Origin of the sequence: Flavobacterium enshiense DK69 (assembly GCF_000498495.1) — a bacterium.
Lineage (GTDB): Bacteria > Bacteroidota > Bacteroidia > Flavobacteriales > Flavobacteriaceae > Flavobacterium > Flavobacterium enshiense.
This window is the reverse complement of record NZ_AVCS01000006.1, coordinates 435,654-451,891: the sequence shown is the minus strand read 5'-3', so window position 1 is coordinate 451,891 and position 16,238 is coordinate 435,654. Positions and strand designations below refer to the sequence as shown.

The window sequence follows — 16,238 nt, the reverse complement described above, 5'->3', positions numbered from 1 at the left end:
AGTCCCGTCCAGACCGCCAGTAACAAAAAAGCTTCGAGAAATCGAAGCTTTTTTTATTTTACATCCACCACATGTTTTACGTCTATATTCTATACTCAGCAGAATCTGACATCTACTACAAAGGCTACACAACCAACATTGAAAGACGTTTAGAAGAGCATAATTCCGAGAAAAGCAATTTCACCGCATCAAAAGGAGTCTGGATACTAGTGTATTCCAAAGAGTTTGAAACAAAAAAAGAAGCCTTGATTGAAGAAAAAAGATTAAAAAAATTAAATCGAAAATCCATAGAAAGATTACTCGAAAAAAGTTAGAATACATCCCTGTCGTCTTGTCTTGAGGACGAGACCGGTTCGAGTCCTCTCGTCATTAGACGAGACCAGTAACAAAAAAGCTTCGAGAAATCGGAGCTTTTTTATTTTATACTACATTTGCCTGCAATTCAAACGCTATGAAAAATCCACGGCTGGCATTACTCATCGGTATTTTCTGCATCTCTGTTTTTCCGATCCTGGTGAGATGGACACCGGTTTCCGGCCTAAGTTCGGCATTTTACAGAATGGCCATTGCCGCCGCTATTGCCCTACCGGTTATGTTATTCCGAAAGAAACTTGAAATGCCAAATCAAAAAACCGCACTAATTATAGTACTTGGCGGAATCTGTTTTGGCTCGGATATCGCCGTTTGGAACATTGCCATTCAACAATCTTCAGCCACACAGGCTACCCTACTAACCAATTTAGCCCCTATCTGGGTAGGCCTGGGCATGTTTCTCTTTCTTCCGAACAAACCCACACGAAATTTCTGGATTGGCGCATGTTTGGCCCTTACCGGAATGATTATCTTGATTGGCTATGAAACTTTTTACCAGTTAAAATTCGACATCGGATTTGCATTTGGAGTCCTGTCCGGAGTTTTCTATGCTGTCTACATCCTATTAAGCAAATACGTTCTTAACCAATTACAACCCACAAGTTTCATGACTTACAGCATGTTGGTTTCTAGTGTATTTCTTGCAATAATATGCCTAATTTTCAACCAACCTTTTTACGGATTTTCAAACACGGTTTGGAATGTTTTGTTTGTTCAGGGGATTTTGTGTCAATTGATTGCATGGACACTGATCAGTTATGCGACGCAAAAAATGGAAGCCAACCGCGTTTCGCTCAGCCTTCTCAGTCAGGCATTAATAACTTCAATAATGGCTTGGATTTTCCTGAAAGAAACAATTACCCTCCAAATGATACTTGGCGGGATAATCATTTTATTGGGAATCGGGATTACCTTCCGCAAAAGTAACCAAACTTAAAACCAGAAATTTCGGTATTCCCACACTTTTGCAAGAAACAATCCGAAGTAAATCACGCAAACGACAAATTTTACGAAAGTCGAAGCCAGAAAACCAACAAAAGAACCCGTGGCCGCCTTAACAGCCCGTTTATGATCCCTGTCGTAAAGCAATTCACCTATCAAAGCACCGACAAATGGCCCGATTACAACACCTAAAGGAATCGGCACAACAAGACCAATAACCAAACCGATATTCGTCCCCCAGACACCATAGGAACTCCCTCCAAACCTTTTAGTCCCTTTTGCAGGAATAATGTAATCCAAAATACCAACCAATACCGCAACAGCCAATGTGACACCCAAAACCCAATAATTATCAGGTACAGCTTTAGTGAGATACAACATAAGCAAACCCACCCAACTGACGGGAGGTCCGGGCAATACCGGAAGAATACTCCCCAATAGTCCGACAGCCATTAAAACGAAACCTGTAATTAATAAAAAGTATTCCATCTATTTTTTTACTATTTTTGGCACTTAAAATTACACTTTTACGATGTCTAAAAAACTTTTTGCACTGACTATCTTTTCGCTAACGGTAATTTCCTGTCAACTTTTTGACAAGAAAGCGCCGTCCGAAGACGAATTACTGCAAAAAGAACTGGAAAAAATCGACTGGAAAAAAGTAGATGCTTTCCCCTCTGTAGACGCTTGTGATGTATTGACCGATGAAGCCCAACGCAAACAATGTTTCTTTGAGTATTTAACACAAACCATTCAGGAAAAATTGAGCGTTGACACTTTAGCCATACTTTATCCCGAAATCGATACGATCGAAGTAAAAGTAACCGTATTTCCTGATTCCCGTCTAGAATTCGAACCGCAATTCCCGAAAGACAGCGTGGCTTACGACAAAATAAAAATCGACAGCATCCTACAAGCCAAACTGGTAGACTTACCGAAAGTAAACCCAGCCATAAAACGCGGAATCCCGGTAAAAACACAATTTGTACTGCCGGTTATCTTAAAAACCAAATAGGTTATTTGATATTTTCACGTTTCCATTCGAAGCCTCCTACTAGTGAATACAAAGCTACACAGGTACTGAAGAAAGGATAAATCAAACTGCTAATCACTGCGGAATACATACACATTTTAAGAAATCGGTTGCTTTGACACATCAGAATAAAATCGACAATAAACTTAACCGAAAACAAAACCAAAAGGAATTGCCAGTTCATCAGATTGAAAACCACCAGCAATAAACCGGAAACCAGAATAAAATTGGCCACAAAAACCATTATTGCCAATCCTTTGGCAAAATCACTCTGATAGGCCGATGCCTTTGAAGCCCAACGTACTCTTTGCTTAAACAATTTAAACCAGCTTTTCTCGGGCTTTGTAGTTACTATCGCATCATTATTTTTCAGATAGTGCACTTTTTCAGGGAATTTGGCAATGGCTTTCTGTAACAGGAAAACGTCGTCTCCGCTGGCAATATGATTATTACCGTAAAATCCTTTCAAATCGGAGAAAATCTCCTTTGTATAAGCAAAATTAGCTCCGTTACACATAAATGCTTCATGCAAACCGAAACTGCCAATGCTAGCTCCCTGCAGACTCAATAAATCCATCTGCTGAAAATGTGACAACAAGCCTCCTTTAGTTGGAAACTTAACCGCTCCGGCAATCATTTCTGCATTGTTATTCTGAATGTAAACATCATAAACAGAAAGCCATTCCGGCTGAACCACACAATCCGCATCAGTAGTAATAATCCATGGATGCTTTGCGATGGTAACTGCACGGGTAATTGCATCTTTTTTAGGCGATTTGGAAATCCGTACATTATCCAGAATTGTCAGATGCACCCAAGGGTTTTCCATGCGCCAGTTGTTAATGACGCGAACCGAATTGTCTTTGGATTCATCATCAACAAAGATAACTTCGAACTGATCTTTCGGATAATTCAACTGTGATAGCGACTGTAATAAATCAGGAAGATTATGTTCTTCGTTACGAAAAGGAATCACAATGGAGAATCCAGTCTTGTTTTCGGAACTATTCGATTTATGAAAATAGTTCACTTTTGAAAATCCCCAAATCAGCAATCCGATAAAAAATACGTAATTGATAAAAATTAGTACGAAGAGTAAATTTACGATTTCCATTGCGCTTTAAAATTTAAAACAAAATAACTTCCGATTACCACCGGGATTACCACATTCAAAAACCACATGAGCGTACTGATAAAAACCACAATCCATTCGTTTACGCCCAATAATCCGAAGAAATAAACGGCCACACTACCCTTGACCGCGAAATCCAAAAACTGGAACGTAGGCAAGGACGAAGCCAGAAAATAAACACTGGCGATGGCAGCCATTAACAATAAGTAGGGAATTTCCACATCGAAAATTAAAAATAAAAAATAATACTGATGCGAAAAAACCAAATAACGCCCAAGACCCAATAAAATGTTTTTCTGATGGATGCGCTTGGGAATCCCGTTAATTTTGTGAATCAGTTTTTCGATCGAATATCCTTTCACATTGATCTTCTTCGTAAAAAAGAGAACAATCAGAATTAATAGTAAAATCCCAAACAGAATCCCGACCGTTTTCCCTGTAATAATGCCGAATTTCGCATTGAAATACATCAAACCGAAAATTCCGAACACAATGGTAAGCAGCATTTGAATTCCGTTGCAGATAAGATTCAGAAAGACAATTTTTTTCGCCAGAGATTTTTCAAAGAACAGGGCTTTGCCTGCGTATTCCCCAATTCCATTAGGCGTAAACAATCCGGCAGTTAGCGCTCCCAAAACCTGTTTCGAGGCCTCTCCCAATTTATTTTTTCGGATGACTCCCACTAAATTCTGCCATTTCAAAATCTCGAGAAAACGGTTTAAAAACGTCAGAAATAAAATAAAAGTTATGTTCCCGAAGGACTTCTTTTCCATCACCAGATCCCGAAACTTTATCCAATCCAGTTTGTCGTTACCGGCCAATTGATCATAAATAAAATAAAATGCGCCGCCCACAACCAAAAGTTTGATCAGAAGAACGAGGAATTGCTTAGCTTTGTGGGGTACGGAAATCATCGGCGCAAAATAACAAATTAAAATTGGCAAACGAACGCATCATATTAGGAATTGACCCGGGAACGACAATTATGGGTTTCGGACTCATTCGTGTCGTGAATAAAAAGATGGAATTCATTCAGCTGAACGAATTGCAGCTCAATAAAATGGATGATCATTACATGCGTTTGAAACGAATTTTCGAACGGACCATTGAACTAATCGATACTTATCATCCTGATGAAATTGCCATTGAAGCTCCTTTTTTTGGAAAAAACGTACAGTCAATGTTAAAACTGGGACGCGCTCAGGGAGTGGCTATGGCCGCCGGTTTGTCCCGAGGTATCCCGATAACCGAATACGAACCCAAAAAAATAAAAATGGCTATCACCGGAAACGGAAATGCCAGCAAGGAACAAGTGGCCAAAATGCTTCAGCAATTGGTTGGATTAAAAGAACTTCCCAAAAATTTGGACTCTACCGACGGACTCGCAGCAGCTGTCTGTCATTTTTTCAATTCAGGCAGAGTTGAAGTAGGAAAAAGCTATTCCGGTTGGGATGCTTTTGTAAAACAGAATGAGGATAGAATTAGATAATTTAAAAATGTGCCAATTTGAAAATGATTCTCAAATGGCATTAATTTTTCAAATTTTCAAATTAAATAATTTTCAAATTTATGTCGGGCATTTACATCCATATTCCTTTTTGCAAGCAGGCATGTTATTACTGCGATTTCCACTTTTCGACTTCACTGAAGAAGAAAGACGAAATGGTCATGGCTTTAGCCAAAGAAATCCGCCTGCGCAAAGATGAATTTGCAGATGAAGTAGTTGAGACCATTTATTTCGGTGGTGGAACACCGAGCATTTTACCAATTGCCGATTTGAACATGCTGATTGGCCAAGTCTACGAAAATTACTCGGTCGCTGAAAACCCCGAAATTACGATAGAAGCCAATCCGGACGATTTATCGGAAGAAAGGATCATTGAACTTTCCGAAACCAAAATCAATCGTTTAAGCATCGGAATCCAGTCTTTTTTTGAAGATGATTTAAAGCTGATGAACCGCGCCCATAATGCTGCGGAAGCGAAAAAATGCCTCGAAATAGCTACCAAATACTTTGACAATATTACTGCCGATTTAATCTACGGAATTCCGGGATTGAGCAACGAGCATTGGCTTCAAAACATTCAAACACTTCTGGATTTGAATATTCCGCATATTTCGAGTTATGCCTTAACAGTTGAACCGAAAACCGCATTGCAGAAATTCATTAAAAAGGGACTCGTTCCTCAACCTGATGATGCTGTTACACACGAACAATTCCTGATACTTGTGGACATCCTTGAAGCCAACGGATTCATTCATTATGAATTGTCGAATTTCGGAAAGGAAAGCCATTTTTCACTAAATAATTCGGCCTACTGGCTGGGAAAAAAATACCTTGGCATAGGTCCGTCCGCACACAGTTACGACGGAACTAACCGAAGCTGGAACATCGCCAACAACGCCATTTACCTTAAATCGTTAGCGGAAAACAAATTACCTAGTGAAACCGAAACACTGACAATAACCGACCGTTATAACGAATACATCATGACTGGTTTGCGTACCATTTGGGGCGTTTCTTTAGACAAAATCGAAACCGAATTCGGTGAAAACATGCTGCATTACCTACTTGAAAATGCGCAGCGTCATCTCGACAATGAAAAACTAATTCTGGAAAACAAGGTGCTTCGGACCACAAAAAAAGGAAAATTCTTTTGCGACGGAATTGCGTCGGATTTATTTTATTTAAATTTGGAGGAATAAATACTTCCTATTTAATGTTAGCTACGATTTTTCATAACAACAACGAATTCAAAATCGACTTATCAAAACCGATTGATATTTCCCTGCCCCTATCCAATACAGATCAAAATCCGATTGCCTGGTACATCGAAAAACCGGAAATTGAACCCGTTCGTTTTGGGGATTGGGTAGGTAAAGTAGCCGAAGGGAGTTCGTCTACGAATTTCAACAACATTTTTTTTAACCCGCACGGACATGGTACGCATACCGAATGTTTGGGGCACATCACACGTGATTTTTACAGCATCAATCAATCTCTGAAGCAATTCTTTTTTACTGCGGAAGTAATCTCTGTCCAACCACAAGCGGATGGCGAAGATTATGTAATCACCAAAGCACAGATTGAAAAGGCATTACAGGGAAAATCTCCGGAAGCCATCATTATCAGAACATTGCCAAATTCTGATGAAAAAACCTCAAAGAAATATTCGAATACGAATTGGGCTTATCTGCTGGAAGAAGCGGCAACTTTCATCCGCGAAAGCGATATCAAACATCTGTTAATCGATTTGCCAAGTGTAGACAAAGAACACGACGAAGGTAAATTATTGGCACACAAAGCTTTCTGGAATGTAAAAGACGTGAACAATCTGAATTCTGATGCCCGAATGAATTGCACTATCTCCGAACTAATTTATGTGGAAGACCAAATTGCTGACGGCAGTTACATACTAAACCTGCAAATTGCTTCGTTTGAAAACGATGCGAGTCCAAGCAAACCGATTTTGTATAAAATAATGTAGTATGACCATCGACGTATATTACGATTACTGTCTTGCAAAGAAAGGCGTCACCGAACATTTCCCGTTTGATGAAGACACACTGGTGTTTAAGGTAGGCGGAAAAATGTTTGCATTGTCATCACTGCAGGAATGGGAAAATGGAACACCTTCAGTAAATTTGAAATGCGATCCGGATTGGGCTTTGGAATTGCGCGGACAGTATGACGACATTCAGCCCGGCTATCACATGAGTAAAGTACATTGGAATACCGTTAAGATAAACGAATCGGTTACTGATGTGTTTGTAAAAGAACTAATCAACCATTCTTATGATTTGGTTTTTAAGACTTTAACGAAAAAACAACAGCAGGAAATTAACGAATCTTAAAAATAGGCATTACTTTTGATGCCGATTTCACGACAAATTTTATCAAAAAACGATGATTGACAATTTAAAGAAAATATTGAACGAAGACCAGGATCCGAAAGCGATTGAAAAAATCACTTCCAAACTGGAGAATTTATTAATGTCCAACGAAGAAGTGGGTTATATCGCCGTTCAGAAAAAACCGGCAGTAACCATCTTACCGGACAGCATTGTGGTGACCAACAAGCGAATCATCCTTTGTAAACCTAAAAATTTAGGTTTGTCAATGGAATTCACGGATTACGACTGGGACGACATCGCGGCCGCGTTTGTAAAGGAAGGTATTTTAGGTGCCGAATTTACGTTCAGCACTAAATCGGAACTTACGCACACTGTTGATTATTTACCAAAAAATCAGGCTCGAAAATTATATACATTCTCTAAAGAACAATTGGATTTATTAAAGAATCCTTCATCAGCAGCTCCAATTACGGCGGCTCCAATTACAGAAGAAACAAAAGCGGAAATCCCGGCTGAAGAAACAGTTGAAGAAATGGAAACCGAAGAAGTAACGTCATTTGCCGAAATCATGCCTTCGACTCCTGTTGTTCAGGAAAGCATTTCAGAATCGGTACAACAACCGAGCGGCGAGAAAAAATTAAGCGAAATGAGCCACGATGAACTGTTTTCCAAATTGCAGAATTACAAAAAACTGCTGGACAACGGATTGATTCTTCAGGGTGAATATGATAAACTGAAAGCGGAAATTTTACAGTACATGTAAAAAAAGGGATAAGAGAAAAGGGATAAGCGGTTTCATTACACTTATCCCTTTTTGCTTTTTGCTTTTTACTTTTCCCTATGTTCTATTACATCACGCTCTTCTGTTTCTCAGCATAAGCATCGGATTGCATTTTTAACAGCTCCGCAGCGGCTTCTCGCTTATAATCGTAAATTTCTTTGTCTTCGCGTATATCAGCATAAACTTTATCATAAATCGCTGCATCTGTTTGTTTTTGCAGATTGCGTTGGTACACGTTTTGCTCAATTTGCACTTTTAGAGCTGTTTCATTGTCTTCCAACTTGAAATCGTATTCTCCGCGGGGCGAAAGTAATTTAGCGATAATCGGAGAGGTTTCCACAGCCAGAAACAACAGCATGATGAAAAATGACGGTAGCCAAGGCAATTTATCCAAGGCATTGATTCGTGCCATCAGGCCATCGAAGCCTTCGATGATCGGTTTGGAATCGGCCACTTTTTTATCCAGATCGGCTTGCAGGGTTTTTGATCGTGCTTCTTTTTCTGCAATAGCTTTAGCCGATGCTGTTTTTAAAGAATCCAGTTGTTTCAGCGCCAAATCGTGAGCTGAACGTTTTTCTTTATAAATAGGCCCCTTCCCCATTCTTTTGGTTCCGGCGGTTCCTTCAGCTTCGGTAATATAGGATTGATACAAATCGGCAACTTCTTTTTCTTTGACCTTGATACTTGACTTGATGCTGTCGATTTCAGATTGGTTCTTCGTTACATCGCCTTTGAAATAATTGGTCACTTGATTTTTGTTGGCGATGGCCATTTCGTTTTTCTCTTTCAGCAAAACGGTATTGATTTCTTTTTCAAAGATTTTGATTTCCAACGGTTTTGAAATTACAATAGCAATAATCATAGCCAATACAATTCGAGGGGACGCCTGAAGTAATTCACTACGAAACTTGTCTCTTTTTCTGATGGTGGAAACTATGAATCGGTCTAAATTAAAGATAAGCAGACCCCAGACAATCCCGAAGAAAACCGCAAAATAAACATTATCGAAAACGGTAAACAGCGCATAACTTCCGGCAATAAATGCCATAACGGCCGTAAAGAAAACTGTGGCGCCTACACCTACATACTTGGTTTGTTCACCTTCGCTACAGGAGTCGAGCAGCGATCTATCTGCGCCGGAGCACAGAATAAAAAAGCGTTTTAACATGATGATGATTTTTGATTGATGATGATACTGCAAAGTTAACGCCAAATTTCATTTTTCGATGTAACAAATTGATATAAATTCGGTTATAGAAAAAAACACTTTTTTTTAGAGTGGTTTTCACATGCCTGAAAATATATAAAATTCATTTAAAGAATATCAACCCCTGAAGTTTTATTTACTTTCCAGTTCCTTCCTAGTATTTCTTATCATTTCATCTTTAATTTCCTGTATCGTTTGGGCTTTTTCATATCTTTTGGCAATTCTTTCCATTTCATCATTATGCTCCTCTATCATTTCTTTCATTGCAACCGAATCTACAACACGTACTCCTGGTTTATAAAAAACAATTCTCATAGTGTCCCTATCGCACTTTAAATGTTTGTTTTTAAGATATTTATCAAAATAGGTATTAGTATACAACTGACACTGATAAGGTTGCGGAAATTTCTCACTTCTATTTTTTTTATAAACATAAGAAGAGATGTAATAAGCAAAATCTGTTGGTTTATAATTGTTCAGGACCTTATTAGCAACACTTTTCCCGTCAATCCAAATAGCGTATTCTTTTGAATTTTCATAACCGTCAAAAGCTCCTTGATACAGTTCTTTTTTCTTAAATCGGGAAGGAAGTCCCAAGTACTTTCTTTTTTCAGCCAAGGTTAGCTCTTCATAAACTTTATCGAATTTTATTCCATCCCTTTGGTTGTCTACAATCACCCGTACACCGGCATAATATACGTCTCTTCGTTTATCTGCAGCGGGACTATTATTATAATTCTTTGGTACAGTCGAATTTGTTTTTTCCTGCTCTTCAGTTTCAACGCAAGAGAAAGTGACTAAGCCTGCCAATAAAGGCAGAATAGCAGCTTTTTTTAAAACAATCAACCCATTAGAGGTGTTTTTCGTCATCATAAGTAGTCGTTTTTTGGTTATTGAATAATTTAAATTACTGACCAGATAAATCGTTTGGTCATTCCTTCCCTTCTGCAAAAGCAGATTCTGATAAAACGGAACATCGTTATGAGCGTTTACAACTCCATGGTCTGCGAGAAATTCATGATTAAGCTGAATCGCTTTTTTATAGAAAAAAAACACTGGATTGAACCAGAAAATTGTTTTTAAAAATTCAATAAATAAGACATCCAATGTGTGCTTCTGATTCACATGGACCAATTCATGGGTAAATAATTCTTCTTCGATATCCATCGTGTAGTAATCCTTTTCGTTTACAAAAATTGTATTAAGAAAAGTGTGCGGAAGTGTTTTCTCCTTTAACAAAACCAACCTTGCTCCGCCATATTGTATTGATTGATTTGATTTGGATTTTATATGTATTTTCCAGATGTTTTTCGCAAAGCGTAATAACATCAGTAAGGTAATCAACCCGAAGAGACCCCAAAAAATAATGGGTGTATAGTCGATTACTTCTTTCACAGGGATAGAGATGTCTTTAACCTCTTCAAAGTGTGGAAGATTGATAGGAACTGACCTCTGTGCGGGGATATCTTCTCTGATTTCAAAAGTCAAGAAAGGAATAATCATTGAAACCACCAGAGAAACCAAAAGATAAAAACGGTTAAAAAGGTGCATTTTTTCTTTTTCCAACAGTAGATGATAAAATACAAGCAGCACCACTAAACTGATGGATGATTTGATTAAAAAGTCGGTCATTTTTTCTTTTTTTGAAGTTCTGCATCTATTATTTTCTTCAACTCTTCCAATTCTTTTTCAGACAAATTGGTTTCTTTGGTAAAGAACGAAGCAAACTGAGAAGCCGAGTTGTTAAAGAAATTCTTAATCAATCCCTTGACCTGTTTTGAGAAATAATCGTTCTTTTTAACCAAGGGATAATATTCTCTTGAATTCCCAAACTCATTGTACCCAACGAATCCTTTATCAGTCATTCGCTTCAAAAGCGTAGCAATGGTCGTTGTTGCCGGTTTAGGCTCCGGATAACTTTCAAGCAAATCTTTCATGAAGGCTTTTTCAAGTTTCCATAAATGTTCCATCAATTGTTCTTCGGTATTAGACAACGCCATATGTTCTACAAATTTAGAATTAACTCTACAAATGTAGAATAAAAAATAATCCTACAAAACAATTAGGCAAAAAATCTATTCATTTTTATCTTCTTGCTAATTTCAAAAGGCAGATTTCGACACATTTAACTCACAACCAATGTTTTATGTTAAAATAATCGTAAATTTGTATCAAACACCCTACGATTTCGAATTCTACAGCGCCTCAAATTTCAAAGTTGAATTTTCACTGATTCACCAACATAAATTTTGAAATTATGAAAACTGTCCATTACAAATTTTTCGCACTCATCCTGTTACTTTTCACACAATACTTTACCCTTCTGGCTCAAGAGAATAAAAAGTATTATTTGACGGTGACTACCATGCACAGAAATTTTGATCATAAAGAAGGGAAAGCCGAGGATTGGCTGGCTTTGGAGAAAGAATACTTCGACAAGGTCATCAAAAAGAATGATCTCATCGTGGCAACAAATGTTCTAAACCATTATTATACCGCCAATAACGACGAAGTTATTTTTGTATTTGTCTACGAAAGCTGGGATGCGATTAAAAAAGCCTGGGATAAAAATGAGGAACTTGTTAAACAGGCCTGGCCCGACGAAAAAGCCAGAAAGTCTTATTTTGAAAAAAGAAACAAGTATTACAAACCTAATCATTCCGATGAAATCTATTCAAGCTATGGCAATCCTAAAAATTTTGCTAAAACTCCAGACAAGCCAATGGTCTATTATGTCCGAAAAAGCGAATTGGCCATGCCGAAAGACGGAACCGACAAAGAATTCGACGATTTAAGCAAACAGGTCTTTGATAATCTTTACATGAAAAACGATGTAATAAAAGCCTATTACCCTCATAGACATGCATGGGGCTCTAATAATTTAGATTTTGTGGAAGTTTTCGTGGTGGAAAATCTGGGCGACCTTGAAAATGCCTGGAAGAAAGAAGAAGAATTATTTAAAGCCAAATGGAAAGACGAAAAAAGCCAGAATGAATTCGAGAAAAAAATGGGCAAATATTTTACCGGTCAACACGGAGACTACATTTATCGCTCCGTCCCCGAATTAATCAAAGTAATGGTTCCCAAATAGACTATTTTCTTAAACAGGGCTATGAGTGGCTTACGCAAAATAAAAAGGCGCCCAAGAAGGCGCCTTTTTGTATTATTTAGAAAGTTCTGTGAAATATTTATAGAACAACGGAATCGTCTCGATACCTTTCAGATAATTGAAAACCCCGAAATGCTCGTTTGGTGAGTGAATTGCATCACTATCCAATCCGAAGCCCATCATGATGGTTTTTGATTTCAGTTCTTTTTCGAACAAAGCTACAATTGGAATACTTCCTCCGGAACGCACCGGAATCGGCTGTATCCCAAAAGTATCGGCATAAGCTTTAGCGGCAGCCTGATACCCTACAGAGTCAATCGGAGTCACATACCCCTGACCTCCGTGGTGTGGCGTCACTTTTACTTTTGCGGCTTTAGGAGCAATACTTTCAAAGTGTTTTGTGAACAACTTGGTGATTTCTTCCCAATCCTGATTCGGAACCAAACGCATTGAGATTTTAGCGAAAGCTTTGCTTGCAATAACTGTTTTAGCGCCTTCTCCGGTATAACCGCCCCAAATTCCGTTTACGTCAAGCGTAGGACGAATGGAGTTTCTTTCGTTAGTTGTATAACCTGTTTCCCCATACACTTCTTCGATATCCAATGCTTTTTTGTAAGCATCTTCAGAATATGGACGCTGTGCCATTTTTTCTCTTTCCGCTATAGAAAGCTCTTCTACCTTATCATAGAAACCCGGAATCGTGATATGATTATTCTCATCGTGCAATGAAGCAATCATTTTGGTCAATATGTTGATTGGATTCGCAACGGCCCCACCGTACAATCCGGAATGCAAGTCACGGTTCGGACCGGTAACTTCCACTTCCACATAACTTAAGCCACGAAGACCCGTTGTGATGGATGGTTGTTGGTTGGAAATCATTCCCGTATCGGAAATCAGAATTACGTCGTTCGCCAATTTTGCCTGATTGCGTTCCACGAACCAACCTAAACTAGCCGAACCTACTTCCTCTTCCCCTTCGATCATGAATTTCACGTTACAAGGAAGGCAATTGTTCTGAATCATGTATTCAAAAGCCTTAACATGCATGTACATCTGGCCCTTGTCATCACAAGCGCCGCGAGCGAAAATAGCGCCTTCAGGATGTAATTCTGTAGCTTTGATAACCGGTTCGAAAGGAGGTGAAGTCCACAACTCAATCGGATCTGCCGGCTGTACGTCGTAATGTCCGTACACCAAAACAGTTGGCAAACTTGCATCGATGATTTTTTCACCGTAAACGATAGGATAACCAGGCGTTTCACACAATTCTACGAAATCACAGCCTGCTTTTTCAAGGCTTGTCTTTACGGCATTGGCAGTATCGATTACGTCTTGAGAGTAAGCACTGTCAGCACTTACTGAAGGTATTTTTAATAATTCAATTAACTCATTAAGAAAACGTTCTTTATTTTCCTGAACGTACTGTTTAATATTGTCCATTATGTTTTTAAAATGATGAAAGCCAAATGTACAAAAAATCAAAAGGAAAATTACAAATTGAAAAATTCAATACTAAATTTGTATTTCGCATGAAAAAATAAAAAAAACACAAACCTCTAATACTAAAACAATTACCTTTTATATGCTAAATTTTTACTGATTTTCTGTTTTGAAAATTTGCAATATTGAAAGATATGCCTATATTTGCACCCACTTACTGAAACAACTACTTGTTTTATAAGCCCGCGGGTGTGGTGAAATTGGTAGACACGCCAGACTTAGGATCTGGTGCCTCACGGTGTGTAGGTTCGAGTCCTATCACCCGCACAACTACAAAACCCTAAACCTTTATAAATAAAGTGTTTAGGGTTTTTTCATTTTTACCATTCCCCTAACATTCCCCCAACCCGTCCTTATTTTTGTTTGATTAATTAATCATGTTCAAACTTTTTTTTGCCTGCCAGTTTTTTTGATTTCATCATCATTACGACAATCATGTATTGTCATGTGCAATATTAAGCGGCAACGCAAAAACAAATACCAAATTAAGACAAGAAATAGCAATCCGGAATCTTATTATGGCTTCATGATGTTAAGCTATGGAAAACGGTTGAGATAATTAATTATTTTTAATATAAGAAGCTAAGCTACAATGGATTGCTCAGCCATTTTATCAAAAAATATTTGTACTTTTAATAATAAAAATAACACATAATTTAAATCTAATAAGAATATGAAAAACATAATCTTTTCTGTTGCGCTAATAACATTCGTAATGACTTCTTGTAACCAAAAAAATAGAGACATGGATACCAATAATTCAGAAGCGATGCATCACGATTCCACAATGGTGGATCATGACTCTAAAACGATGGAAAGTGATTCAAAAATGTATGCCTGTCCAATGCACCCGGAAGTTATCGGCAAAAAAGGCGACAAATGCACGAAATGTGGCATGGACTTGACTGAAGAAGTTACAAAATAGCCTGTAAATCAGCACAGTTAGTCAAATAAGACCTCCAAAAGCTTCAGGGATTTTGTAAGTCTTCCTAAGTGTCAAACACGAAAATAGTATGGTCCGAAAATTGATTTCATTTTCATTGAAAAACAGATTTATTGTGCTGCTCGTGGCGGCCGGTTTATTTGGTTGGGGAATATACAGTGTTCAGCAAAATCCAATTGATGCCATCCCTGATTTATCAGAAAATCAAGTTATTGTCTTTACGGAATGGATGGGAAGAAGCCCACAGGTAATCGAAGCGCAAGTAACCTATCCTTTGGTTTCTAATCTTCAGGGTATACCAAAAATTAAAAATATACGGGGAGCCTCGATGTTTGGGATGAGCTTTGTATACATCATTTTTGAAGACAATGTAGATACCTACTGGGCAAGAACCCGTGTGTTGGAAAGATTAAATTATGCCCAACGTTTACTTCCGCAAGATGTTGTTCCAACTTTGGGCCCTGATGGTACAGGAGTAGGTCATATTTTTTGGTATCATTTTGAAACAAACGGAATGGACTTAGGAGAACAACGCGCTTTACAAGACTGGTATGTAAAATTTGCATTGCAAACAGTTCCAGGTGTAGCCGAAGTAGCTTCTTTTGGAGGTTTTGAAAAACAATACCAACTGGTGTTAGATCCGCTCAAAATGCAATATTATAACGTCAGCATAATGGAAGTCATGAATGCTGTAAAATCAAATAACAATGATGTTGGAGGGCGAAAATTTGAATTGAGTAATATGTCATACATCGTAAGAGGTTTAGGCTATATTAAAAATATAAAAGATGTAGAGGATATTGCCATTAAAAATTATAACGCTGTTCCCGTGAAAGTAATGGACATTGGTTCGGTACAAATGGGTGGCGATTTACGATTGGGAATATTTGACGAAAATGGAAAGGGAGAAGTTGTTGGTGGCATTGTAGTGATGCGTTACGGCGAAAATGCCGACAAAGTAATACATGCTGTAAAAGAAAAAATAAAGGAAGTCGAAAAAGGTTTACCGGAAGGCGTTTCTTTTAAAACATCCTACGACAGAAGTGAACTGATAGAAAAAGCCATTGCATCCGTTAAGGGAACGCTAATAGAAGAAATGATTGCTGTTTCTCTTGTCATCCTTATTTTTCTATTTCACTGGAGAAGCGCTTTAATTATTCTTATACAGCTTCCTATATCAGTAGCAGTGGGCTTTATTTTGCTTGAGGCTTTCGGTATCTCTTCCAACATTATGTCATTAACGGGTATCGCTCTGGCTATAGGGGTGGTTGTTGATGATGGCATTGTAATGGTGGAAAATTCATATCGCAATATTTCGGAGAAACAGGAAGAAATGGTTAACGGTAAAGAATCCGAATAAG

Annotated in this window: 18 protein-coding genes and 1 tRNA gene; 12 read left to right on the top strand and 7 right to left on the bottom strand. The window is 38.1% G+C overall.

The genetic code is table 11. From position 1 onward, the window contains the following. Positions 1–71 precede the first annotated feature (71 nt). Positions 72–314, top strand: a complete 243-nt coding sequence (locus FEDK69T_RS04820) for a GIY-YIG nuclease family protein (RefSeq protein WP_023573030.1) — start codon at positions 72–74, stop codon at positions 312–314. Positions 315–451: 137 nt separating this feature from the next. Next, positions 452–1,309, top strand: a complete 858-nt coding sequence (locus FEDK69T_RS04815; RefSeq protein ID WP_023573029.1) for a DMT family transporter — start codon at positions 452–454, stop codon at positions 1,307–1,309. On the opposite strand, the gene FEDK69T_RS04810 is transcribed toward FEDK69T_RS04815, so the two are convergent. Then, positions 1,306–1,803: a DUF456 domain-containing protein gene (locus tag FEDK69T_RS04810; protein ID WP_023573028.1), complete on the bottom strand. Its 498-nt coding sequence runs from the start codon at positions 1,801–1,803 to the stop codon at positions 1,306–1,308. The genes FEDK69T_RS04815 and FEDK69T_RS04810 overlap by 4 nt on opposite strands. A 43-nt stretch (positions 1,804–1,846) precedes the next feature. On the opposite strand from FEDK69T_RS04810, the gene FEDK69T_RS04805 reads away from it, so the two are divergent. Continuing rightward, positions 1,847–2,329, top strand: coding sequence for a hypothetical protein (locus FEDK69T_RS04805; protein ID WP_023573027.1), 483 nt, complete (start codon positions 1,847–1,849; stop codon positions 2,327–2,329). Position 2,330: 1 nt separating this feature from the next. Here FEDK69T_RS04805 and FEDK69T_RS04800 read toward each other — a convergent pair whose 3' ends face one another. Together FEDK69T_RS04800 and FEDK69T_RS04795 are read right to left on the bottom strand one after the other, a co-directional pair. Beyond that, on the bottom strand, positions 2,331–3,461 hold the full coding sequence (locus tag FEDK69T_RS04800) for a glycosyltransferase family 2 protein (RefSeq protein ID WP_023573026.1): 1,131 nt from the start codon (positions 3,459–3,461) through the stop codon (positions 2,331–2,333). Beyond that, entirely contained in the window at positions 3,449–4,393 is a 945-nt protein-coding gene (locus FEDK69T_RS04795; RefSeq protein ID WP_035630806.1) for a lysylphosphatidylglycerol synthase domain-containing protein, read from the bottom strand. Before FEDK69T_RS04795 ends, FEDK69T_RS04800 begins: the two co-directional genes overlap by 13 nt. 23 nt (positions 4,394–4,416) lie before the next feature. Between FEDK69T_RS04795 and ruvC the strand changes: the two genes are divergently transcribed. The 5 genes from ruvC to FEDK69T_RS04770 all read left to right on the top strand — a co-directional run bounded on the left by ruvC (position 4,417) and on the right by FEDK69T_RS04770 (position 8,097). Continuing rightward, complete coding sequence (gene ruvC / locus FEDK69T_RS04790; RefSeq protein WP_023573025.1) at positions 4,417–4,968, top strand: crossover junction endodeoxyribonuclease RuvC; 552 nt, start codon at positions 4,417–4,419, stop codon at positions 4,966–4,968. A gap of 80 nt (positions 4,969–5,048) precedes the next feature. Then, the gene (gene hemW / locus FEDK69T_RS04785) at positions 5,049–6,185 is read left to right on the top strand and encodes a radical SAM family heme chaperone HemW (RefSeq protein WP_035630807.1); all 1,137 of its coding nucleotides are present in this window, start codon (positions 5,049–5,051) and stop codon (positions 6,183–6,185) included. Positions 6,186–6,199: 14 nt separating this feature from the next. Beyond that, a complete protein-coding gene (locus tag FEDK69T_RS04780) occupies positions 6,200–6,967 on the top strand; it encodes a cyclase family protein (RefSeq protein ID WP_023573023.1) in 768 nt (255 codons plus the stop codon). A gap of 1 nt (position 6,968) precedes the next feature. After that, complete coding sequence (locus FEDK69T_RS04775) at positions 6,969–7,334, top strand: MmcQ/YjbR family DNA-binding protein (protein ID WP_023573022.1); 366 nt, start codon at positions 6,969–6,971, stop codon at positions 7,332–7,334. A 52-nt stretch (positions 7,335–7,386) separates the two neighbouring features. Beyond that, positions 7,387–8,097 carry a PH domain-containing protein gene (locus FEDK69T_RS04770; protein ID WP_023573021.1) on the top strand — a complete coding sequence of 237 codons (711 nt, stop codon included), beginning with the start codon at positions 7,387–7,389 and terminating at the stop codon, positions 8,095–8,097. A gap of 85 nt (positions 8,098–8,182) precedes the next feature. Here FEDK69T_RS04770 and FEDK69T_RS04765 read toward each other — a convergent pair whose 3' ends face one another. From FEDK69T_RS04765 to FEDK69T_RS04755, 3 genes are all read right to left on the bottom strand, one after another. Further along, a complete protein-coding gene (locus FEDK69T_RS04765) occupies positions 8,183–9,283 on the bottom strand; it encodes a DUF4407 domain-containing protein (RefSeq protein WP_023573020.1) in 1,101 nt (366 codons plus the stop codon). Between the two features lie 171 nt (positions 9,284–9,454). Continuing rightward, positions 9,455–10,954, bottom strand: a complete 1,500-nt coding sequence (locus FEDK69T_RS15380; protein ID WP_051385066.1) for a M56 family metallopeptidase — start codon at positions 10,952–10,954, stop codon at positions 9,455–9,457. Then, positions 10,951–11,322, bottom strand: coding sequence for a BlaI/MecI/CopY family transcriptional regulator (locus tag FEDK69T_RS04755; RefSeq protein ID WP_023573018.1), 372 nt, complete (start codon positions 11,320–11,322; stop codon positions 10,951–10,953). Before FEDK69T_RS04755 ends, FEDK69T_RS15380 begins: the two co-directional genes overlap by 4 nt. A gap of 257 nt (positions 11,323–11,579) precedes the next feature. Here FEDK69T_RS04755 and FEDK69T_RS04750 point away from each other — a divergent pair, with 257 nt between their 5' ends. Further along, positions 11,580–12,413 carry a hypothetical protein gene (locus FEDK69T_RS04750; RefSeq protein WP_035630808.1) on the top strand — a complete coding sequence of 278 codons (834 nt, stop codon included), beginning with the start codon at positions 11,580–11,582 and terminating at the stop codon, positions 12,411–12,413. Positions 12,414–12,485: 72 nt separating this feature from the next. Here the strand turns inward: FEDK69T_RS04750 and FEDK69T_RS04745 are convergent, their stop codons facing one another. Then, positions 12,486–13,874, bottom strand: a complete 1,389-nt coding sequence (locus tag FEDK69T_RS04745) for a dipeptidase (protein WP_023573016.1) — start codon at positions 13,872–13,874, stop codon at positions 12,486–12,488. 245 nt (positions 13,875–14,119) lie between these two features. On the opposite strand from FEDK69T_RS04745, the gene FEDK69T_RS04740 reads away from it, so the two are divergent. The 3 genes from FEDK69T_RS04740 (at position 14,120) to FEDK69T_RS04730 (ending at position 16,237) form a co-directional block, all read left to right on the top strand. After that, a tRNA-Leu gene (locus tag FEDK69T_RS04740) sits at positions 14,120–14,201 on the top strand. 406 nt (positions 14,202–14,607) lie between these two features. Further along, the gene (locus FEDK69T_RS15375) at positions 14,608–14,859 is read left to right on the top strand and encodes a heavy metal-binding domain-containing protein (RefSeq protein ID WP_131494767.1); all 252 of its coding nucleotides are present in this window, start codon (positions 14,608–14,610) and stop codon (positions 14,857–14,859) included. 88 nt (positions 14,860–14,947) lie between these two features. After that, a complete protein-coding gene (locus tag FEDK69T_RS04730) occupies positions 14,948–16,237 on the top strand; it encodes an efflux RND transporter permease subunit (RefSeq protein WP_023573014.1) in 1,290 nt (429 codons plus the stop codon). Position 16,238: the final 1 nt, after the last annotated feature.

Coding starts and splice junctions, on each gene's coding strand:
- FEDK69T_RS04820 (WP_023573030.1), top strand. CDS start 72: ATGTTTTACGTCTATATTCTATACTCAGCAGAATCTGACATCTACTAC.
- FEDK69T_RS04815 (WP_023573029.1), top strand. CDS start 452: ATGAAAAATCCACGGCTGGCATTACTCATCGGTATTTTCTGCATCTCT.
- FEDK69T_RS04810 (WP_023573028.1), bottom strand. CDS start 1,803: ATGGAATACTTTTTATTAATTACAGGTTTCGTTTTAATGGCTGTCGGA.
- FEDK69T_RS04805 (WP_023573027.1), top strand. CDS start 1,847: ATGTCTAAAAAACTTTTTGCACTGACTATCTTTTCGCTAACGGTAATT.
- FEDK69T_RS04800 (WP_023573026.1), bottom strand. CDS start 3,461: ATGGAAATCGTAAATTTACTCTTCGTACTAATTTTTATCAATTACGTA.
- FEDK69T_RS04795 (WP_035630806.1), bottom strand. CDS start 4,393: ATGATTTCCGTACCCCACAAAGCTAAGCAATTCCTCGTTCTTCTGATC.
- hemW (WP_035630807.1), top strand. CDS start 5,049: ATGTCGGGCATTTACATCCATATTCCTTTTTGCAAGCAGGCATGTTAT.
- FEDK69T_RS04780 (WP_023573023.1), top strand. CDS start 6,200: ATGTTAGCTACGATTTTTCATAACAACAACGAATTCAAAATCGACTTA.
- FEDK69T_RS04775 (WP_023573022.1), top strand. CDS start 6,969: ATGACCATCGACGTATATTACGATTACTGTCTTGCAAAGAAAGGCGTC.
- FEDK69T_RS04770 (WP_023573021.1), top strand. CDS start 7,387: ATGATTGACAATTTAAAGAAAATATTGAACGAAGACCAGGATCCGAAA.
- FEDK69T_RS04765 (WP_023573020.1), bottom strand. CDS start 9,283: ATGTTAAAACGCTTTTTTATTCTGTGCTCCGGCGCAGATAGATCGCTG.
- FEDK69T_RS15380 (WP_051385066.1), bottom strand. CDS start 10,954: ATGACCGACTTTTTAATCAAATCATCCATCAGTTTAGTGGTGCTGCTT.
- FEDK69T_RS04755 (WP_023573018.1), bottom strand. CDS start 11,322: ATGGCGTTGTCTAATACCGAAGAACAATTGATGGAACATTTATGGAAA.
- FEDK69T_RS04750 (WP_035630808.1), top strand. CDS start 11,580: ATGAAAACTGTCCATTACAAATTTTTCGCACTCATCCTGTTACTTTTC.
- FEDK69T_RS04745 (WP_023573016.1), bottom strand. CDS start 13,874: ATGGACAATATTAAACAGTACGTTCAGGAAAATAAAGAACGTTTTCTT.
- FEDK69T_RS15375 (WP_131494767.1), top strand. CDS start 14,608: ATGAAAAACATAATCTTTTCTGTTGCGCTAATAACATTCGTAATGACT.
- FEDK69T_RS04730 (WP_023573014.1), top strand. CDS start 14,948: ATGGTCCGAAAATTGATTTCATTTTCATTGAAAAACAGATTTATTGTG.